The 24,832-nt window shown below is 49.2% G+C and carries 19 protein-coding genes; all 19 read left to right on the forward strand.

Features of this window, described 5'->3' with window-relative positions:
• Positions 1–233 precede the first annotated feature (233 nt).
• The 19 genes from ACFO5U_RS16175 to ACFO5U_RS16265 all read left to right on the forward strand — a co-directional run bounded on the left by ACFO5U_RS16175 (position 234) and on the right by ACFO5U_RS16265 (position 24,541).
• Positions 234–2,258: a penicillin-binding transpeptidase domain-containing protein gene (locus ACFO5U_RS16175; protein WP_377280117.1), complete on the forward strand. Its 2,025-nt coding sequence runs from the start codon at positions 234–236 to the stop codon at positions 2,256–2,258.
• A 148-nt stretch (positions 2,259–2,406) separates the two neighbouring features.
• The gene (locus ACFO5U_RS16180) at positions 2,407–4,026 is read left to right on the forward strand and encodes an alpha-glucosidase (RefSeq protein WP_377280118.1); all 1,620 of its coding nucleotides are present in this window, start codon (positions 2,407–2,409) and stop codon (positions 4,024–4,026) included.
• Between the two features lie 256 nt (positions 4,027–4,282).
• Positions 4,283–5,536, forward strand: a complete 1,254-nt coding sequence (locus tag ACFO5U_RS16185) for a S8 family peptidase (RefSeq protein ID WP_377280119.1) — start codon at positions 4,283–4,285, stop codon at positions 5,534–5,536.
• An 89-nt stretch (positions 5,537–5,625) separates the two neighbouring features.
• Positions 5,626–6,858 (forward strand): helix-turn-helix domain-containing protein, encoded by a 1,233-nt coding sequence (locus ACFO5U_RS16190; RefSeq protein WP_377280120.1) that lies wholly within the window; start codon positions 5,626–5,628, stop codon positions 6,856–6,858.
• Between the two features lie 2 nt (positions 6,859–6,860).
• Entirely contained in the window at positions 6,861–7,004 is a 144-nt protein-coding gene (locus ACFO5U_RS16195; RefSeq protein ID WP_377280121.1) for a hypothetical protein, read from the forward strand.
• Positions 7,005–7,472: 468 nt separating this feature from the next.
• Complete coding sequence (locus ACFO5U_RS16200) at positions 7,473–8,141, forward strand: GNAT family N-acetyltransferase (RefSeq protein WP_377280155.1); 669 nt, start codon at positions 7,473–7,475, stop codon at positions 8,139–8,141.
• A gap of 84 nt (positions 8,142–8,225) precedes the next feature.
• The gene (locus ACFO5U_RS16205) at positions 8,226–9,929 is read left to right on the forward strand and encodes a PucR family transcriptional regulator (protein WP_377280122.1); all 1,704 of its coding nucleotides are present in this window, start codon (positions 8,226–8,228) and stop codon (positions 9,927–9,929) included.
• 259 nt (positions 9,930–10,188) lie between these two features.
• A complete protein-coding gene (locus ACFO5U_RS16210) occupies positions 10,189–11,385 on the forward strand; it encodes a M24 family metallopeptidase (protein ID WP_377280123.1) in 1,197 nt (398 codons plus the stop codon).
• Between the two features lie 61 nt (positions 11,386–11,446).
• Positions 11,447–12,646: a cystathionine gamma-synthase family protein gene (locus tag ACFO5U_RS16215; protein ID WP_377280124.1), complete on the forward strand. Its 1,200-nt coding sequence runs from the start codon at positions 11,447–11,449 to the stop codon at positions 12,644–12,646.
• Between the two features lie 18 nt (positions 12,647–12,664).
• Entirely contained in the window at positions 12,665–13,891 is a 1,227-nt protein-coding gene (locus ACFO5U_RS16220) for a M20 metallopeptidase family protein (RefSeq protein ID WP_377280125.1), read from the forward strand.
• Positions 13,881–14,933, forward strand: a complete 1,053-nt coding sequence (locus tag ACFO5U_RS16225) for a homoserine dehydrogenase (protein WP_377280126.1) — start codon at positions 13,881–13,883, stop codon at positions 14,931–14,933. The genes ACFO5U_RS16220 and ACFO5U_RS16225 overlap by 11 nt, the downstream gene beginning before the upstream one ends.
• 15 nt (positions 14,934–14,948) lie before the next feature.
• Entirely contained in the window at positions 14,949–16,385 is a 1,437-nt protein-coding gene (locus ACFO5U_RS16230) for an aldehyde dehydrogenase family protein (RefSeq protein WP_377280127.1), read from the forward strand.
• 236 nt (positions 16,386–16,621) lie between these two features.
• Positions 16,622–18,307: a dihydroxy-acid dehydratase gene (ilvD, locus tag ACFO5U_RS16235; protein WP_377280128.1), complete on the forward strand. Its 1,686-nt coding sequence runs from the start codon at positions 16,622–16,624 to the stop codon at positions 18,305–18,307.
• A gap of 49 nt (positions 18,308–18,356) precedes the next feature.
• Positions 18,357–19,367 (forward strand): TRAP transporter substrate-binding protein, encoded by a 1,011-nt coding sequence (locus ACFO5U_RS16240; protein ID WP_377280129.1) that lies wholly within the window; start codon positions 18,357–18,359, stop codon positions 19,365–19,367.
• Between the two features lie 106 nt (positions 19,368–19,473).
• Entirely contained in the window at positions 19,474–19,944 is a 471-nt protein-coding gene (locus ACFO5U_RS16245; protein WP_377280130.1) for a TRAP transporter small permease, read from the forward strand.
• Positions 19,945–19,946: 2 nt separating this feature from the next.
• The gene (locus tag ACFO5U_RS16250; RefSeq protein ID WP_377280131.1) at positions 19,947–21,215 is read left to right on the forward strand and encodes a TRAP transporter large permease; all 1,269 of its coding nucleotides are present in this window, start codon (positions 19,947–19,949) and stop codon (positions 21,213–21,215) included.
• 17 nt (positions 21,216–21,232) lie between these two features.
• Complete coding sequence (locus ACFO5U_RS16255) at positions 21,233–22,318, forward strand: tartrate dehydrogenase (protein WP_377280132.1); 1,086 nt, start codon at positions 21,233–21,235, stop codon at positions 22,316–22,318.
• A complete protein-coding gene (locus tag ACFO5U_RS16260) occupies positions 22,319–23,080 on the forward strand; it encodes an SDR family NAD(P)-dependent oxidoreductase (RefSeq protein WP_377280133.1) in 762 nt (253 codons plus the stop codon).
• A gap of 18 nt (positions 23,081–23,098) precedes the next feature.
• The gene (locus tag ACFO5U_RS16265) at positions 23,099–24,541 is read left to right on the forward strand and encodes an aldehyde dehydrogenase family protein (protein WP_377280134.1); all 1,443 of its coding nucleotides are present in this window, start codon (positions 23,099–23,101) and stop codon (positions 24,539–24,541) included.
• The last annotated feature ends 291 nt before the right edge of the window (positions 24,542–24,832 follow it).

The raw sequence follows: 24,832 nt of genomic DNA on the forward strand, positions 1-24,832 counted from the left end.
CCCTCCTGTTCAATTTAGTATTGATTTTATCATAAAGCAGCAAAAGATAACGTGCAGAGAGGAAAAAACTGTTTGATTTAAATAACTGAGCAGTTTAATTTTGATTCGGTGCCACTTATTGGTAAAATAAAGGCAAAATTCAATTTAGTAGGAACTCACTCTTTACCTGGCAACAGCAAAAATAGCTTGAGTTTCTTTTATAACGATATAGAAAAACAACTGGAGGTCATTGAATGAAGCGATACTTAGGAGTGGCTGCCGGAGCGGGTTTGCTATTGTTAGTCACGGGATGTCAGCCGCAGCCGACGCCGGAAGATCGGCTGAATGAATATATCGGCCATTGGAACGGGCAGGATTTTCAAGTCATGTATGAAGAGTATTTGACGCAAGAATCCCGAGAAGAATTTCCGGCAGAGAGTTTTGTCGAACGCCAGCAGCAATTGGTGGAAGATTTAAGCATCGAGAATTTCGAAGTTAGTTTTACTGCAGCTCCAGACGATGCTGAATGGGACGAAGAACAGCCAGCCGAGTTTCCTATTCAAGTGAAAATGGATTCCGTTGCGGGGCCAATCGAATTCGATCATTCCATTTCGCTAGTGCATGAAGAGCAGGAAGACGCTGAGATGTGGTTTGTCGATTGGGATCCTTCGTTGATCTTTAAAGAACTAGAAGAAGGCGATGAAGTTGCCGTTCGTACAGAACCGGCAGAGCGCGGCGAAATTCTCGATCGTGAAGGCCGCGGCCTTGCAATCAACGGCACGGGTTATGAACTGGGTGTTGTCCCGCAACGGCTTGAAGATGAAGCGGACCGTGAGGAAGCGGCTGAACTATTGGGCTTGACGGTCGAATCGCTTGAGGAAAGCCTGGGGCAAAGCTGGGTGCAGGCCGATCAATTCGTGCCTTTATCCAAGGCATCCAAGTCGGATGAAGAGTTGATTGCCGAGATAGAAGCCAGTGATGTCACCACTTACCGGGAAACGGCGATGCGCGAATACCCTTACGGCGAAGCGTTTGGCCATTTGACAGGCTATATCGGTTCCATCACTGCGGAACAATTGGAGGAGCTTCAAAGCGAAGGCTACGGCCCGAATGATTTGATCGGGCGCCAGGGGCTCGAGCGCCGTCTTGAAGAACGTTTGCACGGAGATAACGGTGTGCGCATCCTTATACAAAAACAAGCGGAAGGTACGGAGAATGTTGTACTTGCAGCACAGGAACCGGTCACAGGAGAAGACGTGGAATTGACCATCGATGCGGAACTGCAGACAGCGGTTTACGACTCGATGCAAGGCGAACCGGGAACGGCAGCGGCTGTCTCACCCGAAAATGGGGAAACTTTGGCGCTTATCAGCTCGCCCGGTTTTGATCCGAATGAGTTTATTGCCGGGATGAGCGGGGAGCGCTACGCAGAGCTGTCAGAAGATCCGTTGAATCCGCTGTTCACCCGTTTTGCTGCGCGCTATGCGCCAGGCTCGACAATCAAGCCGGTTACAGCCGCAATCGGCATGGAGGCGGGAACGCTGGATCCGGTCGAAGGGCTGACGATTGAGGGGCAAACGTGGCAAAAAGATAGTTCTTGGGGTTCTTACCGCGTGTCGCGGCTTCATCCGGAAGCTCCGAATCCGATCGACTTGAATCGTGCGCTTGTGTATTCGGACAATATTTATTTTGCAAGGCAAGCGCTCGATATGGGAGCGGACACGTTCATTGATGGGTTGACGGGTTACGGATTCGGAGAAGAGCTGCCGTTTGCAATTGGCGTCGAAAGCTCGCAAATCTCCAATGACGGCAGTCTGGGTTCAGAAGGCCAACTAGCTGATACCTCATTCGGCCAAGGGCAGATGCTCGCCAATATTTTGCACCTCGCTTCTATCTATGAACCATTTCTAAACGGCGGTACGATTTACGAGCCTACCATGTACGCTGATGAAGAAAAGGGCGTCGTCTGGAAAGAAGGATTGATCACTGACGACAATGCGGCCATATTGCGCGACAGCATGCGCAATGTCATCACCGATGGCTATGCCGACTCGGCGAATATCGATGCGCTGCCGATTGCCGGGAAGACCGGAACGGCAGAATTAAAAGGCGCGCTCGGTGAAGAAGGGCAGGAAAACGGCTTTTTCGTCTCCTACCATGCGGAACGTCAAGATCTCATATTAGCGATGATGATCGAATCGATTGAAGACAATGGCGGCAGTGATTACGTCGCAGGGTTTTCAGCAAGTGCCATGGAACAGTATTACCAGAATAATTAAGGCAAGCCGCCCTGAAATAATGGGCGGCTTTTTTATTGCATAGGAGAAGAGGAATTTCCACAGAAAGGGAGTATAATGTAAAGAAAGATATAGCTGCCGCAGGCCAATGTGATTACGTCAATTCCGAAGGGGCAGGGAGGCGATGAACTTGAAAAAGACGTGGTGGAAAGAAGCAATCGTTTATCAAATTTATCCACGCAGTTTCTTCGACACCAATGGCGATGGCGTCGGGGATTTGAATGGCGTTAGGGAAAAACTCGATTATCTGCAGGAACTGGGCGTGGATATGATTTGGCTATGTCCGGTATATAAATCACCGAATGTCGACAACGGCTATGACGTCAGTGATTACCAGGACATCATGGATGAGATGGGTACGATGGAAGACTTTGACCGCCTGCTTGAAGACATCCATGCTCGCGGCATGAAAATCATGATGGATTTGGTGTTGAACCATACGAGCGATCAGCATCCGTGGTTTCTTGAGTCAAAGTCTTCCCGCGACAACCCGAAACGTGATTGGTATGTGTGGCGGGACCAGCCGACCAATTGGGAAGGCATTTTCGGCGGGCCGGCTTGGACGTATGACCCGAAGACAGGACAATATTATTTTCATTTGTTCACGAAAAACCAAGTCGACTTAAACTGGGAAAATCCGGAGCTGCGGCGTGCATTATACAAAATGATTTTATGGTGGCTGGATAAAGGCATCGACGGGTTCCGAGTGGATGCGATCAACCATTTGAAAAAAGATTACACAGATATGCCGAATCCTCAAGGGCTCAATTATGTACCGGCTTGGCCAAAAATGACGAATGTTGAAGGGATACAGGAGTTGCTGGCGGAATTGCGCCGCGAAACTTTTGCCAAATACGATGTCGTCACAGTCGGCGAAGCCAATAGCGTCAGATCACACGAAATCGGCGAATGGATTAGCGAAGAAGAAGGCAAATTTAATATGATCTTCCACTTGGAAGCGCACGAAGAAGCATGGGACGAGGAAAGCGAAGAAGGGGTCGATGTCGACGATTTGAGACTAGTGCTCGACCGCTGGCAGCGCAGCGCGCAAGGCATCGCCTGGAATTCCTTGTACCTGGAAAACCATGACCGGCCGCGTACGGTTTCCACTTGGGGAAATGACAAGGAGCATTGGTGGGAAAGTGCGACAGCGCTAGGCTGTATGTATTTCTTTATGCAAGGAACGCCCTTTATCTATCAAGGCCAGGAAATCGGCATGACCAATGCGCCCTTTGATGATATTGACATGTACCGCGATATCGAAACAAAAAACATGTATCGCTATAACCGGCTTAAAGGCGTACCCCATAAAGACTTGATGGCGACCATCAAAAAAATCAGCCGTGACCATGCCAGAACACCGATTCAATGGACCAGTCAAGAAAACGCCGGCTTTACACAAGGCACGCCATGGATTCCGGTCAACCCGAACTTCAATTGGCTGAATGTCAACGAACAGCAAAAAGATCCGCAATCGGTGTTGTCTTTTTACAAGAAAATGATTCGATTGCGCAAAGAACACGAAACACTTGTATACGGCAGCACGCATTTAACTTATTTGGAATGTCCCTTCGTTTACGCATATACACGCGAGTACGAAGATGAACGGTATCTCATAGTGTCACATCTGGATGATGATACTTGCCCGTGGTGGAGTCCCGTCGAAGGCAAATTGTTGTTATCGAATTATGTTAGCCATCTAGATGGCAAACTGCAGCCATATGAAGCCCGTGTATATCGTTTGGAATAACAGCCGCCTGATAAGCGGCTTTTTATAATGGAATGAAAAGCGAATACATTCCAAAGCGTTTATTGAAGTATTTTGAACTATGCTAAAATACCTATTTATACACTGTGAGCCCAATAGCGAAAGGGATTTTCCCAATTACGCAAACCCGTTTTCTCTGCTAGATTTAAACCATGGCAAAAGACGCAACAAACCTGAGCGGGACGCCGCTTGCAAACTGGATGCCATAAAATCTATTTCGGAAAAGGGGATTCGAAAGATGAAAAAATCGGCTAAGTTCATTACGACAGCGTTACTCGCGGCAACCATGCTCGTACCGGCAATGGGGGTTTCGGCAAACGAAGCGCCAAGCAAACAAAACAATGAGAAGATCCGCGTGCTCATCGAGATGCCTAATAAAAAAGAGCAAGAGCAAGCAAAAGAGCGCTACGGCGTCCAATGGGATTTCAATAACGAAGGCTTTACTACCAATATGAATGAACAACAATACGAAGCATTAAAGAAAAACAAGAATGTGAAAATCGAGAAAGTCCCTGAATTCACAGTAGAGACGACGACGCTTGAGCCCCAATCGCGCTATCAGACAATGGCAGCTTCCCAATCTACTCCTTGGGGCATCAAAGCTATTTATAATAATAGCTCTATCACCCGGACTACGGGCGGAGCCGGAATTAACATCGCAGTATTGGATACAGGTGTCAACACGAGCCACCCGGATCTTGCAGCAAACGTAGAGCAGTGCAAAGATTTCACAGTTGGCACTAGCATTCGCAACGGGCAATGCACAGACCGTCAAGGGCACGGCACGCACGTAGCCGGCTCTGCACTCGCTAACGGCGCTGGCGGCTTGTACGGGGTAGCTCCACAAGCTGATCTTTGGGCATACAAAGTATTGGGAGATAACGGCTCTGGTTCTGCCGATGATATCGCTCAAGCGATCCGCCACGCAGCCGACCAAGCATCTGCTTTGAACCAAAAAACGGTCATCAATATGTCTCTGGGCTCTTCAGCTGAAAGCAGCTTGATCACAAATGCGGTCAACTATGCATATGGCAAAGGCGTGCTTGTTATTGCAGCTGCCGGAAACTCTGGCCCGAACCTTGGAACGATCGGCTTCCCAGGTGCATTGCAAAATGCAGTAGCAGTAGCAGCACTTGAAAACGTTCAGCAAAACGGCACTTACCGTGTTGCGAATTTCTCTTCCCGCGGCTACACGCAAACTGCCGGCGACTACTCAATCGGCAAATTCGATGTTGAAGTTTCAGCGCCAGGCGCAGCAGTTTACTCAGCTTGGTATGACGGAGGCTACGCAACGATCAGCGGAACTTCCATGGCTTCTCCACACGCAGCAGGATTGGCAGCGAAAATTTGGGCAGCAAACCCATCTGCAACACACACACAAATTCGCGGAGACTTGCAAAACCGCGCGGCAAACAATGATATCCTCTCTGGTCTTTATGCAGGATACGGAGACGACCCGGCTTCAGGCTTCGGATTCTACCGTCTTCCATAAGGTTTAATGGCCAAACAAGCCCGGCAATAGCTGCCGGGCTTGTTTTTATATGTTATTATTTATATATTCTGACAAAGAAAGGTGAGTTTATGAACATCGGTTCTGTGATTAAATACTATCGTCTCAAACACAACTTAACGCAGTCACAGCTCGCTGATGGCATTTGTTCCGTATCGCATCTTAGTAAAATCGAATCCAATACGTATACCCCCCACGAGGACACCTACGAAGCCTTGCTTTCTAAGATGGGGGTGCAATTGAAAAAGGAGCTTGAGCACCAAAAGCGCCTCGAACAACAATTGGGACGTTTTATCGATTGTTCGCTTCATTATGATTTGGATAATCTCAAGAAAATGTATCATGAACTTGCGAAAGTAGATGGTTATTTGCAATCTACAGACTTGGTCACACAATATGAATTGTTTAAGTTCCGCTATTATTTACACGTAAATCAATATGATAAAGCACTAGAGCAGCAAAAAATGCTTGATAAGCTAAAAGCTTCCTTTACAGCGCCAGAACTTTGGATGAGCCAGTTTTTTCAAGCGATTCAATTCAGTTCACTTGGGCAGTACAAAGATGCAATGGCTTTAATGGACGAATTAGATCAAGGGGTTCAAAGCATTCCTCAAAAATTAGAAGGAGAGTATTATTATCAAAAAGCGCGTATTTTATTACTATTCGACCGATTAGAGTTATCCGCTTACTATGCAGAGCTGGCAGTAAGGGCTTATCAGATGCATCACAACTATATCCGCCTTCTGCATGCCCAATTATTATTAGCAATCAACTACACAAGGCGTGATTTAATTACGCAAGCTGCAAGCTTATATGAGGTTATCAAGCGAAATGCCAAAGTGACTCATCAGAATGAGCTGTATCAAACCGTTCTGTACAATTATGCGGAACTACTGAAGAGCCAAAAAGAGGATACCCAAGCGATAGAATGGTTTGAGGAACTGAAAGAAGCGCTAGAGCCTGGGAGTTATTTATACAAGGCAGTAGTCGTCAACTTACTAGAAGTTAAACCGATGGGTAAAGAGGAAACAAAGCTATTGATCGAGCAATTGCGCAAGGACGGAACTCCGAAAGAAGAGGAATACTTCAAAATCTACAGTAATTATTATGAAAAGCAAAAATTTTCCCAACAAGATCTTTTGAACTATAAAGAAGATAAAATGTTCCCATTTTTCAAAAAATATGGTTATATTAAAGATATCAGGCAATTATCTGAAGATCTTGCCCTCTATTATAAAGAGAGGGAAGATTGGGAAAGAGCCTATTATTACCAAACTCAATTTATAGAAAATGGCGGTGAATAGACATGGAAAAGAAGAAAGCAGTTATGGGAGCTCTATTGGCTGTACTTCTTGCAGCTACAGTAGGATTGCCGCAAGCGACAGCAGCTAGTGAACTCTCACAAGGCGAAGTGACAATCAACGGTCCACAAGTATTGCCACCACTTTAACAAAATAGAAGTTAACGAAAAAACCTGCCACTGAGGCAGGTTTTTTCAGAGTGTTGAACAAGTCTATGATTCACTTAAAATCAAAAATAGCGATTACTTTTTCCACGCTCAATCATAATGGTCCATCTTAGTATTTGGAGAAGCGTTTGCTCGACTCCTGCGGGAATAGCGGGTTTGAGAGACCCCGCAGGCCGCGTTTAAGCGGGCGAGGAGGCTCGATTCCCGCCCGCGGAAAGCGAGCGATAAGCTTCGGAAAATACGACTTTTTCACTTTCTCGACAGCTTGAACAAAACCTGCCTTATTGGCAGGTTTTTTCTTTGTGTGAAAGAAGTGTTTTCCGATTTTCGCATAAGTGATTGCGTAAAGTTAACAAATTTATAATTCCTCTTCCCGTATAAAAGCTTCGCTTCTTTTGTATAGTCGTACATCATTTGGGTAGACTAATAGAAAGAAGGGCAGGGATGGCCATGTATAAAAAGCAGCAATATGTGTTCAAGGATAGCCGGCCGGTGTTGGCGACAGTCCGGACTTACACGGAAGAAGACTTTGAAGGCTTGATCGAAGTGCAGCGCGAGAGTTTCCCGCCGCCGTTTCCACCGGACTTATTATGGAACGAAGAGCAGTTGCGAAATCATATAACGCTGTATCCTCAAGGTGCATTGTGTGTGGAAATCGATGGTGAAATCGCCGGCTCGATGACAGGGATGTTGACTACTTTTGATCCCCGCCAGCCAGAACATAGATGGGACGAGGTGACGGACGAAGGATCGATCCGTACGCATAACCCGGCCGGCGATTCGCTTTATGTAGTGGACATCGGTATCAAGCCGAAATTCCGCAAATTAAAACTCGGGCGTTTGTTGATGGAAGCGATGTATGAACGCGTGGTGGCAGATGGATTGGAGCGGCTCATCGGCGGTGGCCGAATGCCAGGGTACCATCATCACGCGGAAAAAATGACGGCAGAGGAATATAGTGAAAAGGTGCTGAGCGGCGAACTGCGGGATCCGGTCATCAGCTTTTTATTGAGTTGTGGGCGAATGCCGGTAGCTGTGGTGCCGAATTATTTGGACGATGAGGAATCGCGGAATTATGCATTATTGATGGAATGGAAAAATCCGTTTCGGCAACACTGAGTTCTGATTATTCAGACTACCGCTTTTTCCAAGTATAGGTTTTTGCTATACTGGCAGTAACCAACTAAGCGCGGAGGGGATTGGATGCAGCTGACCGTGCACGATGTTCTGGAGTATGAACTGCTTGAAGGTGCTGTTGTCCGCACGGCAAAACCATATGCTACAGCACGCCCGGTGCATTGGGTGTCGGTGATGGAGATGCCGGTGGAGAATTTTGTGCGCCGTAATGAACTTGTTTTAACGACCGCGATGGGTTGCCACAATGACTTGCAGGCCTTTCATGGATTTGTGCAGGACATCATCGATTCCGGTGCTGCCGCTTTGATGATTGCGATGGGGCGCCATGTTTACGAAATTCCAAGGGAAGTGGTGGAGCTGGCCGAGCAGCATGAGTTTGTGCTCGTCGAGTTGCCATGGGAACTGCGTTTTTCAACAATTATCGAAGAAGTCATGATCCATTTGAATGATTTGCACCAGCACGAACGGCAGCGTTCAGAAAAAGTACAGCAAGACTTATTGAAACTCATTTTGGCGGATGCAGAATTGGAAAAAATCGCTGCTTATATTCGCAGAGAGCTAAAAAGCCCGCTGATCATTACGGATGCTTATGGCGGGGTCCGATCCGCAGCGGGCTGGTCCCGTATCAAGCTGGAAGATTGGGAGCGGCATGTCAGCGATGGTGTGTTTCCGATCCGCGAAGCAATCTCAAAAAGGAACCGCGACCCGATGATCCGGAAATTCTGCACAGGAAAATTATCCGGGCGCAAACTGGTCCAAGTCCCCGTCTTGCAAGTGTCTGACCAACCGCAAGGCTATTTGTATGTGGAGTTGCCAGAAGCTGAGGGAGATGGCCGTCTCGATGTCTTTGTCGTCCATGTGCTCGAACATGCGGCGACGACGATTTCACTTTGGATGTCCAGGCAGAATGCGGTAGAAGAAACGAAAGCCGCGCTGCGCATGGACTTTGTCAGGGAGCTCGCAAACGGTGAATTCACTTCGGCAGATCAGGCGGCATCGCGTGCCCGTTCGCTCGGCTATGATTTAGGCTTGTCCTATATCAGCATCGTCGGCTATCCTGAAAACTTTAGGGAATTGTTCGATCGGCGGACCGAAGATGATAATTCGTATCCGGATTGGTCGAAGAACATGATCGCTTACATCGAAGAAGAAATTCACTATGCAGCACATGCGATGAAACGAACGATCATGATGAGTTATACAAACGGCCGATTGCTGATTTTTTTGGAAAAGCCAGCGGAAAGCGGCCATGAAAACCAAGTGAATTTTCTTGATTTGGTCGAACGGCGGCTGCGGAATTTATTGCCGGAAGTGCTGATTTCTTGGGGAATCGGCGATTTCGTGGAAGGATTTAGCGGTTTCAGCAGCAGTTTCCAACATGCCCAAACGGCGCTTGAGATTGGACGTTCGAAAAAAGGGCCGGGCCATCGCATGGATTACCGTGATACCCGAGCAGACCGATTATTGTTGCAATTGGCTAAAACGCAAGGCATGAACGATGTCATTCTGTATACTATCCAGCCGCTTGTGGAGTACGACCAGCAAAGGCAAATGGATTTGATCGGAACGTTTTCGGCTTATAACCATTACCAGGGCAATGTCAGCCAAACAGCGCGCGCATTGAATCTCCACCGGCAATCTTTATTGTACCGGCTGCGGAAAATCGAAGCGCTGACCGGATTATCGCTTGTCGATCCCGATGATTTGTTTCTATTGGAGCTATGCGTCAGAACGTATCGTATCGGGACAACAGAAATTGAGGATAGGTAAAAAAAAGCCGGCTTGCGAGCCGGCTTTTTTTCGTGGGAAAAAACTGACTAAAGAGCCAGCACTATTTTCATACACTATGACAGATGCTTAGAAAGCTTGTCGGGCCTTATAGTAGGACTATGATAAAGAGATTGATTATTCCGTCATTTAACCCGCTTTTGCCGAGTTCAGGGCTTGCGATTTTTCAGCAGGAGTCCAACAGCCGACAGAACCTAGTTATGCTCATTTTTAATTCGTGTACTAAAAGGAGGGGATTCCCATGTCGTTTGGAACTGCAGAATATCAGGGGCGTATCCGGAAAACAAAGCAGCGCATGGCAGATAAAGGAATTGAAGTATTGCTTATCAGCGATCCCGCAAATATGAACTATTTAACCGGCTATGATGCCTGGTCGTTTTATGTCCACCAAATGCTTATTGTCATTGAAGATGAAGACCAGCCGATCTGGGTCGGGCGCGTCATGGATGCGAACGGGGCCAAAATCACGACTTGGCTTTATCACGATAATATCATCCCGTATCCGGAATTCTATGTGCAATCGCAAACTCATCACCCGATGGATTTCGTGGCGGAAATCCTGAGCCAAATCGGCCAGGACCGCCGTTCGATCGGCGTTGAAATGGAAAATTATTATTTTACGGCAAAATGCTATGAACGGCTGCAAAAAGGCTTGCCCAATGCACGTTTCCAAGACGCCACCTTGCTCGTCAACTGGGTGCGCATCGTGAAATCAGATACGGAAATCATGTACATGAAGCGCGCGGCGCGCTTTTCGGAAAAAGCGATGGCGGCTGGCATCGACATGATCGAAGAAGGGGTGCGGGAATGCGATGTCGCAGCAAGGATCCTCGAAGTACAGGTAAGCGGAACGAAAGAACATGGCGGCGATTACCCGGCCATTATGCCGCTGCTGCCGACAGGTGAACGCACCGCTGCGCCTCATTTGACATGGACTGACAAGCGCTATAAAAAAGGGGAATCGGTGACCTTGGAAATCGCCGGTTGCTATAAGCGCTATCATTCGCCGCTGGCCCGCACCGTATTCATCGGCACACCCGATGCCGACTTGCAGCATCTTGCCGAAGTAACGACAGAAGGGCTCAATGAATGCCTGGCGATGATCAAACCCGGCATTTATTTGGAGGAAGTTTGCGCGATGTGGACGAAAACGATCGCCCGTTATGGCTTTGAAAAAGAAGCGCGCATCGGCTACGCGGTCGGATTGAATTACCCGCCGGACTGGGGCGAGCATACCGCAAGCATCCGCATGGGCGACCGCACGATACTTGAGCCGAATATGGCGTTTCATATGATTCCGGCAATGTGGTTTGACCACTCGGGATTTGAAGTGAGTGAGACTTTCCGCGTGACGGAAACCGGGTGTGAAACGCTGGCGAATATGCCGAGGGGATTGTTTGCCAAAAGTCATTTGATCGGTTATCAAGGCGGAGCGTAGAAGGCTGTTTCACAAAAGCACTCAGGCAAAACCATCACAACAAAAATTGAGGAGTGAGCATATGACAAAGAAGAAAATCCATCAATCAACTCAAGCTGTTTGGGGAGGCGAGAAAGACTATCTCGTACACGGGGCATCTCAAGTTCCAGTCGTCTTAAGTGTGGCCTACACGTATGACGATATGGACGAATGGTACGACGTGGCGATCGGTAAAAAGAAAGGTCATATCTATGGGCGCAACACGAACCCGACGGTGCAGGCTTTCGAAGACAAAGTAAAGCTGCTTGAAGGCGCAGAAGCGGCGACCAGCTTTTCGACCGGCATGGCGGCCATCAGCAATACGCTCGCGACGTTCCTGGTGCCGGGCGATCGCATCGTGTCGATCAAAGATACGTACGGCGGGACAAACAAGATTTTCACCGAGTTTTTGCCGCGTCAAAACATTGATGTGGCGCTGGTCGATACAGGAGATCACGAGGCGATCGAAGCAGAACTCCAAAAAGGCTGCAAGATCCTTTATTTGGAGACGCCGACCAACCCGACGGTGAAGATCACCGATATTGCACGAATGGCCAAAGCAGGTCACGAGGTGGGGGCCTTGGTCATCATCGACAACACATTCGGCACGCCGATCAACCAAAACCCGCTTGAAGACGGTGTCGACCTTGTGTTGCACAGTGCCACCAAATTCCTCGGCGGACACGCAGATGCACTTGGCGGTGTACTGGTCGGATCGCATGAACTTGTCGAACAAGTCTATCATTACCGTGAAATCAACGGTGCGACGATGGATCCGATGGCGGCATACCTGCTGTTGCGCGGCATGAAGACGCTGCATTTGCGGGTGCGTGAGCAAAGCAAGAATGCGATGGCGCTCGCTCGTTTCCTGCAGACAAAAGACATCGTCGAAGACGTCTTTTATCCGGGGCTTGAAACGCATCCGAACCACGATATCGCAAAGCGGCAAATGAAAGGTTTCGGCGGCATGTTGAGCTTTTCAGTAAAAGGAGGCGTGGACACGGTGCGCGATTTGTTGCCGAGGCTCCAGTATGCGCATCGTGCGGCGAATCTCGGAGCAGTCGAGACGACGGTCGGTCCGGCGCGCACGACGAGCCATGTGGAATGCACGCCGGAAGAGCGCGCAGCGATGGGCATTCCGGAAGGTTTGATCCGTGTTTCTTGTGGAATTGAAGAAATCGAAGACATTCTCGCTGATTTCGAGCAGGCGTTCCAGCATGTCGAAACGGTGCTCAAGGTCTAAGAAAGCCAGGTGGACAAGATGCGGGACAAAGATGAACTGCTCGAACAGGCGGAACAAATGGCCGGCGACATCAGCGGTTGGCGGCGGGCATTGCACCAATATCCGGAGCTCAGTTTTCAGGAAGTTGAAACGGCCCGTTTCATTGCCTCTGTGCTGGAAACGGTCCAAGGCATCACCGTTGAACGCGGCAGAGGCCTCAAGACGAGCGTCATCGGTACGCTCGGCACAGGGCGTCCGGTCATTGCATTGCGCGCCGATATCGATGCTTTGCCGATCGACGAAGCAAACACTTGTGATTATCGTTCGAGAAATCCAGGGGTCATGCATGCCTGCGGACATGATGCGCATGCTGCCATCCTACTTGGTACCGCACGCCTGTTGGCGGAGCATTTCCAGAAACAGCAAGTGTGCGGCACGGTGAAATTCATTTTCCAGCCGGCGGAAGAAACAATCGATGAAGATTCTCTGTCAGGTTCTCCTTATTTACTGCAAGCCGGTGCATATGAAGGAGTGGAAGCCGCAATTGCACTTCATATGTGCCCATGGCTGCCGGTCGGTGACGTCCAATTGTCGGACGGCCTGAGTATGGCGAATGTCGACGTCTTCCGTGCCGAAATAGTCGGTACGGGCGGACACGGCGCTTATCCTGAGCTTGGCAGCGACCCGACATGGATGCTCGGCGTTATTTTGCAAGCGCTCCATGGCATCGTTCCGAGAAAAGTGCCGGCACTTGAACCGGCGGTCATCAGTATCGGGCAGATCCATGCCGGCACCGCGAGCAATATCATCCCTCAAGAAGTGAAAGTTGAAGGGACTGTCCGCAGTTATACAGGCAGGGTGCGGAACCTGCTCGAGACGGAAATCGAGCGCGCTTTCTCGCTCGCCACACAACTTGGCGGCGATTATTCGTTCAGCTACCAACGCGGAGAGCCGGCGCTTGTCAATGACAAACAGGTAAATGCGGGAATCATCAGGGCTATCCATAAAACAGACCCTTCAATAGATACGATCGATCGGTCATTCGGGATGGGTGGGGAAGATTTCGGCTATGTAACGCAGCAAGTGCCCGGCGCGATGTTTTTTCTCGGCTGTGGATTGCAAGACGGGGTGAGCAGGGAATTGCACACCGCTCATTTCGATATCGATGAGCGCAGTTTGCCACTGGGCGCTGCCATTTTGGCAAATGCGGCGATCGATTTTTTGGAAACGGAACAGAACAGAGAGGGGGAGAATGATGACGCATAAACTGGCATTTATCGGATTTGGCGTAGTCGGTCAAGGGCTCGCTGAGATTCTCTACAGCAAACGGCAAAGCTTGAAGGATGCAGAAGGCTTTGAATCGAAAATCGTAGCGATATCCGATTTTAAAAAAGGCTCGCTGTACCACCCTGATGGACTCGATTTCGAAGCGCTGCTGGAAGCTGTGCAGGATGGTGGCACATTGGATAGCTACCCGAAAGCAGACGGGCTTATCACTGGATGGGACAGCTTGGAAACCATCCGGAAATCGAACGCCGATACGGTTATCGAAGTTTCCTATACCGATGTTTCAACGGGTCAGCCTGCGATTGACCATTGCCGCGCGGCATTCGAAAGCGGAAAAAATGTCGTCATGACCAATAAAGGGCCGGTGGCGCTTGCTTATCAGGAATTGTCGGCTTTGGCGAAAAAACACGGCGTTTCCTGGGGATTTGAAGGCACCGTCATGAGCGGGACACCGGCGCTGCGCATGCCGAAGCTGACGCTCGCTGGCAATGACATCACAGAAATCCGCGGCATCCTAAACGGCACGACCAATTTCATGTTGATGCGCATGGACGAAGGCGCGTCTTATGAAGCGGCGCTAAAAGAAGCCCAAGCGCTCGGATATGCAGAAGCGGACCCGACGAGTGACGTCGAAGGCTTGGATGCTCGCTATAAAATCGTCATCCTCGCGCAGCATGTCATGGGCATGCCGCTAACAGTCGAACAAGTCGAATGTACAGGCATCTCGCAGCTGACACCGGAACTCATCGAACAAGCCCGTATGGAAGGCAGACGCTGGAAGCTGATCGCCACGGCCAAAAAAGAAAATGGAATCATCACAGCAAAAGTTGCAGCGGAAAAAGTACCGCTCGACGATCCGCTCGCATCCGTCTCGGGGGCACTCAATGCCATAACCTATCAAACCGATCTGTTGGGCCCAGTGACGTTGAGCGGTGCCGGAGCGGGCAAAGCAGAGACGGGATTTTCCTTGCTCATCGATCTATTGACGATTGCCCGTGCTCGGGAAACGGTGCAGTCATGAAAGGAGTGGATGCTGATGGAGACGCATGTCGAAGGCAAAAAAATGTTTCTGGCAGGTGAATGGGTGGACGGCAAACAATGGATCGATGTCATCGATCCGCAAGACGGCTCGCTTGTCGACCGGGTACCGGCTGCCTCGAAAGCGGATATGGAAGCATGCATCGAAGCGGCGAAAGCGGGAGCTAAAACAGCCGCTCGCATGCCGGTATTCGAACGCATGCAAATTATCGGGAAAGCGGCTGATTATATCGAGTTGAATGCAGAGCTTTATGCGCGCACCATTTCCAAAGAAAGCAGCAAGACGATACGCGAAGCCCGTAAAGAAGTCGGGCGTGCGGTTGAAACATTGCGCCTGAGTGCAGAAGAAGCGCGGCGCATCACAGGGGAAACCATTCCATTCGACCAATCGCCGTCCGGCCAGGGCCGCGTCGGCTATTACCGGCGTTTTCCGCTCGGCATTATTGGGGCGATTACCCCATTCAACGACCCTTTGAATCTCGTTGCCCATAAAATCGGCCCAGCGATCGCTTCCGGCAACGCGATCATCGTCAAGCCTGCAACGGTTACGCCTCTAAGCGCATTAATGTTGGCCGAAGCTTTTTTCCACGCCGGATTGCCGGAAAAGATCCTTTCCGTTATCACCGGCAGGGGCAGTGAAATCGGCGATAGTTTAGTGGAGCATCCGGCTGTACGAATGATCAGCTTTACGGGAGGGCTCGAAACGGGGCTGTCTATTACGAGAAAAGCCGGATTGAAAAAAGTCGGCATGGAGCTCGGCTCGAATTCGCCGGTCATCGTCCTTGATGATGCGGATGTAGAGGATGCAGTCGCCTCTAGCGTTTCCGGTGCGTTTTGGGCGGCGGGTCAAAACTGTCTCGGCGTTCAGCGAATTTATATTCAAAGCAGCTTATATGAAACGTTCCGGACTCAATTCATTGACGATACGGAACGTTATATCATCGGTGACAAACAAGCCGAAATAACTGATATGGGGCCGTTGATCACGGAAAAAGAAGCAAAGCGCATCGAACAGCTGGTGGAAGAGGCGCTGGCGAAAGGTGCCGTACTCGAAACAGGCGGAGTGCGCGACGGTGCTTTCTATTCGCCGACTGTTCTGACGAATGTCCCCGAAAACTGCACACTCGCCTCAGAAGAAATCTTTGGCCCTGTGGTCTTGCTGTATCCGATAGCAGATTTGGATGAAGCCATCGAACGCGCCAACGCTGTCGATTATGGACTGCAAGCCGGAATTTTCACCAAGAATCTGGATCATGCTCACCGGGCAATCGAAGAACTTGAAGTCGGGGGCGTCATGATCAACGACAGTAGCGATTTTCGGATCGACGCCATGCCGTTTGGCGGCGTCAAACAGTCTGGGCTCGGAAGAGAAGGGATCAAATTCGCCATCCAGGAAATGACCGACACGAAAGCAGTTTGCTTCAAATTGGGATAATGGATTAAAAAGCGTGCGGCATGCGAGCCACACGCTTTTTTAACGCTATATCATGCTATGTAAATTTATGCATATTGCTGTTTAGAATTGTCGAAGAATGCTGTTATACCTAGTGAAAGCGCATACATGGAATTGGCTTTGGTAAATTGTGAAATATTATTAATAATTATTCGTTAATTCATTGTATTCTGAAAAATGTCATCTATAATAAATAGAAAAGAAAGGACAGGATACTTATGAAAAAAGATTTGCGCATCAACAGTAAAGTTTTTAGCGAGGGGCCGATGAAAGCGCCCAACCGTGCGATGCTCCGTGCAGTCGGCGTAACGGATGAAGGATTCGAACAGCCGATGGTCGGCATCGCCAGCACATGGAGCGAGGTTACGCCTTGCAATATACATATCGATGAACTGGCAAGAGCCGCAAAAAAAGGCGCACGAGGCGCCGGGGCTGTCCCGTTCATTTTCAATACCATTACGGTCTCTGACGGCATTTCGATGGGAACGGAAGGCATGAAATACTCACTATCAAGCCGCGATGTCATCGCCGACTCGATTGAAACGGTGGTCGGCGCGGAAAGCCTCGACGGCCTTGTTGCTATCGGCGGCTGTGATAAAAACATACCGGGCTGTCTCATCGCCATCGCCAATTCCGAAGTGCCGGCAGTATTCGTTTATGGCGGCACCATTGCAGCTGGACGCTATAACAGCCAAGATATCGACATCGTTTCGGTTTTTGAAGGTGTCGGCCAACATAACAATGGAACGATCGACGATTCAGCATTGCGCAAAATTGAATGCAGCGCATGTCCAGGCGCAGGTTCGTGCGGCGGCATGTATACGGCGAACACGATGGCGTCGGCTGCAGAAGCGATGGGTATGAGCTTGCCGGGCAGTTCATCCAATCCGGCGGTTTCTGAATATAAAGAAGCAGACTGTGAGGCAGCGGGAGCTGCAGTTTATAATTTGCTGGAACTCGGCATCTATCCGAAAGACATCATGACGAAAGAAGCGTTCGAGAATGCGATCACTGTCGTCATGGCGCTTGGCGGGTCGACCAATGCCATTCTTCACTTGCTCGCCATTGCGCACGCAGCGGAAGTGGATTTAACGATCGATGATTTCAACCGCCTTCAAAAAACGGTACCACATATCGCGGACCTGAAACCGAGCGGCAAATACGTCATGCAAGACCTTCACCGCGTCGGCGGTGTTCAAGCAGTCATGAAGATGCTGTTGGAAGCGGGTTATTTGCACGGAGATTGCATGACCGTCACTGGTAAAACCGTGGCACAAAACTTACAGGAAGCGCCGAGCCTGACAGAAGGGCAAGACGTCATCATGCCGTTCGACAATCCGAAACGTAAAGACGGCCCATTGATTGTTTTGAAAGGCAATTTGTCTCCGACAGGCGCCGTCGCAAAAGTATCAGGCGTCAAAGTCAATCGCCATACAGGCCCAGCGCGCGTTTTCGAGAACGAAAAAGAAGCGACCGCAGCAGTTATGGCGAACGAAATCAATGACGGAGATGTTTTGGTTATCCGTTATGTCGGCCCGAAAGGCGGTCCTGGCATGCCGGAGATGCTATCGATTTCAGCCATCCTGGTCGGCAAAGGGATGGGCGAATCCGTTGCGCTTCTAACTGACGGGCGATTTTCAGGCGGAACGCATGGTCTTGTAGTCGGCCATATTTCACCTGAAGCGCAATCAGGCGGGCCGATCGCCTTGCTGAAAGAAGGCGACATGGTGACGATCGATTCGGACTTGCAGGAAATTTCCATGGACGTATCTGACATTGAACTCGAAAACCGCAGAAGCGAATGGACGGCACCGCCGCTTTATCGCAAAGGCGTGCTCGGAAAATACGCACATAACGTATCTTGCTCATCTAAAGGGGCAGTAACGGATTATTTAAATCGATAAATTAGCAAGGAGAGCAGTGCGCTAAAAGAAATCAAAAGGGGGAAACAAGATGGCGATGAACAAAATGGGGTTTGCATCTGTATTGATCGGGGGAGCACTTGCTTTAACGGCGTGTGGCAGTTCAGAAGACGGCGGCACAGCAGGCGGTGACTCCGGTGAAACATTCAACTTGCAGGCGGGACACTCGCTGCCGGAAGATCATCCATATCATTTAGGATTTTTGGAAATGGCGGAGAATGTTGAAGAGCGGACGGATGGCCGCGTAACGATCGAAGTGTTTGCTAATAGTGAAATCGGGGCGGAACGTGAACTGACTGAAGGAATGGGTCTCGGCACCGTCGATTTAGTTGTCTCGTCTACCGCCCCCGTCACAAATTTTGTTCCGGAACTGGAAGTATTGGATGTACCATTCTTGTTCAACGACCGTGAATCAGCAGTGGAGATTTTAGAAGGTGAGATAGGAGACGAGCTGTTTACTAAATTGGAAGAAAACGGGATCATCGGATTGTCGTGGGGAGAAAACGGCTATCGCCACATAACGAACGCAGAGCGTCCGATCAATACGCCGGAAGATCTTCAAGGCTTGAAAATCCGTACACAAGAAAATGAAATCCATTTGGCAGCATTTGAAGCATTAGGTGCGCAACCGACGCCGATGGCTTGGACAGAAGCGATTACAGCACTTCAACAAGGCGTTGTCGATGCCCAGGAAAATCCGGCAATTGTCGCCGACCAGTTCAGTTTATATGATGCCAACCAGCAATATATGAGCTTGACCGGCCATGTATATTCGGTTGCCATTTACATGATGAGCCAGCAAACTTATGATCAGTTACCGGAAGACTTGCGCGATATTGTTATGGAAGAAGGACAAAAAGTCGGTTCCATGGAACGCGACTTGATTGTCGAAATGGAGCAGGAATCTTTGCAAAACTTAAAAGATGAAGGCGTCGAAATCATCGAAGACATCGATACTGCGCCGTTCCAGGAAGCCGTACGCCCAGTTTATGACCAAATCGAATCTCAGGATTTGCTGAACCGGATTTTGGAAGCTCAGTAAACATCTAATGGGCTTGTTACAAGCCCATAAAACGGTGACCATCAAAATTGCAGAAACTTAAGAAAAGAGAGAGTTCTTCTCTCTTTTTTTCTATCGGGGGAATTCGATGATGAAATGGATCGGATATTTGAATTGGGGCATCAAGCATTTGTTGAATGGGATAATGGGGTTATTGGTAACGGTCGTCTTTTTGCAAGTCCTGTTCCGATTTGTGCTCGGCTCACCACTCGCTTGGACCGAGGAATTGGCGCGCTATAGTTTGATTTGGCTGACTTTTTTAGGGGCTGCCTATGCCATGTCTTTAAAGGCGCATATCGGCATGGAGGTTTTTGTCAATTTATTCCGCACCCCGGGGAAGAAAGCGCTTTATACTGTTGCATCCATCGCCAGTTTAATGTTTTTTTTATTGATGGTTGTGGAAGGCTATAGCTTGGCGATGCAGGGAATGTCCCAAAGTTCACCAGTTTTGCGCATTCCGATGGGGGCGATTTATATGATCATCCCGATCAGTGGAGCTATTTTGATTATCAATTTAGCTGCACGTTTTGCCCAAGACTTTAAGAGCGGGGGGGTCTGAGCATGGCGATTTTATTATTCGTTCTGCTGATTGCACTATTCATAATCAATGTGCCGATTGCAATCGCATTGGGCCTTGCTTCTGCACTTATTTTCTATATAGAAGGAAATGTGTCGATTATCGTCATTATCCAGCGCATGTTCAATTCGGTCGATTCATTTCCGTTAATGGCCATTCCATTTTTTATATTAGCGGGTAAATTAATGGAAAGCGGCGGAATTTCCAAACGTTTAATTCATTTGGCCAATGTGATCTTCGGCCGCGTCAAAGGTGGGCTCGGTATTGTTTCCATCGTCGCTTGTGCATTTTTCGCAGCTATTTCCGGTTCTGCAGCGGCGACGACGGCAGCTGTGGGAGCGTTGATGATCCCGGCTATGGTCAGCAAAGGTTACGACAAGAGTTTTTCCACGGCCATTCAAGCAGCTGGCGGCACGATCGGGGTCATGATCCCACCGAGTGTTCCGTTGGTCTTGTACGGTGTCGCAGCCGGTGTATCGGTCGGTGATTTGTTTATCGCCGGCATTGTGCCAGGTCTGATGGTCATGCTTTCTTTAGTATTGCTCGTCTACTTCATTTCACTGAAAAAAGGCTATGGTGGAGGCGAGAAATTCGGGGCGAAAGATTTCTTTACTGCTTTTTTGGATGCGTTTTTAGCATTATTGATGCCGGTCATTATTCTTGGCGGCATTTACGGCGGCATCTTCACGCCGACCGAAGCGGCAGTGGTGGCGGTGGTCTACGGACTTGTCATCGGGGTGTTCGTTTACCGAGAAATCAAGTTCACCGATCTTGCCGCAATTTTCTCTTCTGCCGTCGTGACGACTGCGGTCATCATGTTTATCATCGCCGGCGCGTCGGTGTTCGGTTATTATTTAACTCGCCAGCGCATCCCAGCTGAATTGACGCAATTGATGCTGAGCTTGACGGATAATTGGATCATCGCTTTGTTGATTATCAATTTGGTATTGCTGCTATGCGGTATCTTCCTGGAGACATCTGCGGCGATCATTATTTTGACTCCTATTTTAGCGCCGATAGCGAGTGCACTTGGAATCGATCTCGTGCATTTCGGCATCATTATGATCGTCAACTTGGGTATCGGCTTTATTACGCCTCCGGTAGGAATCAATTTATTTGTCGCCGCGAACATTGCAGGAACCAAATTCGAGAGTTTATTGAGGGCGATCATTCCGTTCATCATCATCATGGTGATCGACGTTATCATTTTATCATTTATTCCGGAAATCAGTTTATTCTTATTAGGTGATTAAGGTATAGGAGGAAGTTCATGACAATCTATCAGATAGCAGTCTTGCCGGGCGATGGCATCGGACCGGACGTAACGGTACAAGCCATTCGTGTACTCGAAGTGATTCGTGAACTGGATGCAGATTTTGATATCCGCTTTACGGAATTCAACTGGAATAGTGAATATTATTTAGAGCACGGCTCAATGATGCCTGAAGACGGGCTCGAGCAATTGCAGGCATTCGATGCCATTTTATTCGGGGCAATCGGGGATGCACGCGTTGCGGATGAAATCAGCATCTGGCAATTGATCATGCCGATCCGCAAAAATTTTCGTCAATACGTCAATATGCGACCGATTAAACGGCTTTCGGGAATCGATTCACCATTAAAAAATGAGTCCCCTGTCGATTTTGTCGTGTTCCGGGAGAATGCAGAAGGCGAGTATTCAAATATCGGCGGACGCCTGTATCAAGGGCAGCCACAAGAAATGGCGGTTCAAAATACCATCATCACCAAGACGGGCGTCGAGCGCATTGCGCGTTATGCATTCGACTATGCACAAGCCTCCGGCAGGAACAAAGTGACAAGTGCGACGAAATCGAACGCCATTATCCATTCGATGAAATTATGGGATGAAGCGGTTGCAGAAGTCGCAGCCGATTATCAAGGCATCGAACTTGAAAGCTATTTTATCGATGCGCTCGCCGCATATTTCGTCCAGCGCCCGGAATCGTTTGATGTCGTCGTCGCTTCCAATTTATTCGGTGATATTCTCACTGACTTGGGAGCTGCAATTGTCGGAGGACTCGGTGTTTCACCATCCGGCAATATCAATCCGGAGCGGGAATACCCGTCGATGTTCGAAGCGATCCACGGGTCGGCACCGGACATCGCAGGCAAAGGTATCGCAAATCCCATCGCCCAAATTTGGTCTGCCGCGCTGATGCTCGACCACCTTGGCAGGCCTGACCTATCAACGGCAATCGTCTCGGCGATTGAAACGGTACTAGGGGAAGGGCGTGTGCGGACGCCAGACCTTGGCGGCAATGACACGACAGAACAGCTAGGAACCGCTATTGCACAAGTGGTAAAAGACCAGCTTACCGTGAAAGGGGAATGTTGAATGGAGATCCAATTGAACGGAAAAACAGCAGTTATCACGGGAGCCGGCGGAGGTATGGGAAAAGCGGCGGTTGAGACATTTCTCCAAAGCGGGGCGAATGTCGCTGCGCTTGATATTCGCACCGAATCTTTACAGCAACTCAAAAAGCAGTTTAACGGCCAATTGCTCGTTATCGACAGCAACTTAACCGAACAGGACAGCGTCGAAGCTGCTTTTCAAAAAATTCATGATACATACGGCCGTATTGACATATTAGCGAATGTCGCAGGCATTGCGCAGTCGGCGACGGCTATCGAAGATGTTTCTTTAGAAATGTGGCATCGCATATTTGCCATCAATACAACGGCAGTCTTCCTCACTTCACGAGCAGCCGTTCCTTATATGAAGCAGCAGGGGGAAGGGGCCATCATCAATGTGGCATCGATTTCGGTTGAGCGGCCACGTCCTGGGTTGAATGCATATATCGCCTCTAAAGGCGCGACGGTTTCCCTGACAAAAGCATTGGCGATCGAGCTCGCACCTGACAAGATTCGGGTCAATTGCCTCAATCCAGGTCCATCCGATACGGAAATGCTCGGTGAATTCACAGCTGCCGGGGCGGATGTGGAAGATATGAAAGAAAACACATTCCGCAAAAGCGTACCTCTTGGCGAACTGATCCAGCCTCAAGATATTGCCAATACGCTTTTATACATGAGTTCGGATTTGGCGAAAATGATGACGGGCAGCGTCGTCAATGTCGACGGCGGCCGGGGAATTTAAATGGCAGGGGGCAATGAAATGGTGAAAAAATTGATGTACATCGCAGGTGAATGGCGGGAAAGTGCAGACATGGCTTGGCTTGAAACGAATAGCCCATCAACAGGCGACTTGCTGGCCGAAGTGCCTCGGGGAAAAGCGCAAGATATCGACCGGGCGGTTCAGGCTGCCAGAACATGTTTCGAATCACAAGAATGGCAGCAGTTTATCCCGGCAGAACGTGGGCGAATTTTGCATAAAATTGCAGCGGCACTGCGTGATGACGCGGAAGCGATTGCGCTGCTTGAAACTCAAGACACCGGAAAGCCTCTAACCCAGGGCAGAAAAGATGTCGAAGCGGCAGCTCAATATTTTGAGTATTATGCAGGCATGGCCGATAAGATTTTCGGTGAGACGATTCCTGTGCAGCCAGGCATACTCGATTACACATTGCGTGAGCCGATCGGGGTGACTGCCCATATCGTGCCATGGAATTACCCGTTGCAAATCATCGCCCGTTCAACGGCAGCAGCAATCGCAACCGGCAATGTCGTCGTGGCAAAACCTGCGGAAGACACGCCGCTGACAGCATTGAAACTTGCAGAGATCATCGACCGAACCGCGCTACCAAAAGGCGTATTCAATGTAGTGACAGGCTTTGGTTTTGAAGCGGGAGCCGCGTTGTGCGAACATCCCGGCATCGACCACATTACATTCACCGGTTCGGTCCAAACGGGTTCCGGCGTCATGGCGGCGGCCGCGAAGAACGTCAAACCCGTAACGCTCGAACTCGGCGGCAAATCACCGAATATCCTGTTTGAAGATTGCGATCAACAAGAAGCATTGGAATGGGTGACTCGCTCGATCATCCAAAATGCGGGTCAAACCTGTTCAGCAGGGTCGCGATTATTGATCCATCGTTCGATCAAAGAGGATTTCTTGAAAAAACTTGCAGAAAAATTAACAGCCATCACCATTGGCAAAGGAGAAGACGATGCCGAGTTAGGCCCGATTTTAAATGCTAAGCAATACGAGCGGATCGAAAGTTTTATGGAAACCGCCCGAGAGGAAGGCGCCGCATTTCTTGCGGGCGGTAAACGCGAGGACAGGCAAGATTTATCGGGTGGTTATTTTTTCCAACCGACCATAATCGATGGTTTATCTCCAGATAGCTATGTTGCACAAGAAGAAATTTTCGCTCCGGTTGTTGCGACTTTCGCGTTCGACACAGAAGAGGAAGCGGTTCGCCTGGCAAACGGGACTGAGTATGGGTTGGTTGCGGGCGTTTGGACGAAAGATGGCGCACGTGCTCACCGGGTCGCTTCGAAAATCCGTGCAGGACAAGTTTTCATCAACAACTACGGAGCGGGGGGCGGCGTTCAGATGCCGTTCGGCGGTTATAAAAAAAGTGGTTTCGGACGTGAAAAAGGGCTGGAAGCGCTGCGCAATTACACCGTATTGAAAAACGTCGCATTGAAATATTAGCATTGGAAAAGGGCTGCCCTCAATTGAGGACAGCCCTTTGTTTTGCAAGGTAACTTCATGCGTTTTGATTTAAATATTAACCCGTAACGAACGGGGAATCATTTCCATTGAAAGTGTCTGCTTTCATTGCCGCGGTAATAGTTCCACTGGGTGCTTTAAAACTTAAGCAACGTAAACCCTACCTTCTTTTACGTCCTTGCGATCCTGTAATCGCGCCAGTGTGAATAAGTATCTTAAAAAAACATTGTGTAGAATGCCAATTAATCAAAATTTATAGGTTACCTTATAGTT

It is taken from the genome of Planococcus dechangensis, assembly GCF_042654465.1.
Taxonomy (GTDB): Bacteria; Bacillota; Bacilli; order Bacillales_A; family Planococcaceae; genus Planococcus; species Planococcus dechangensis.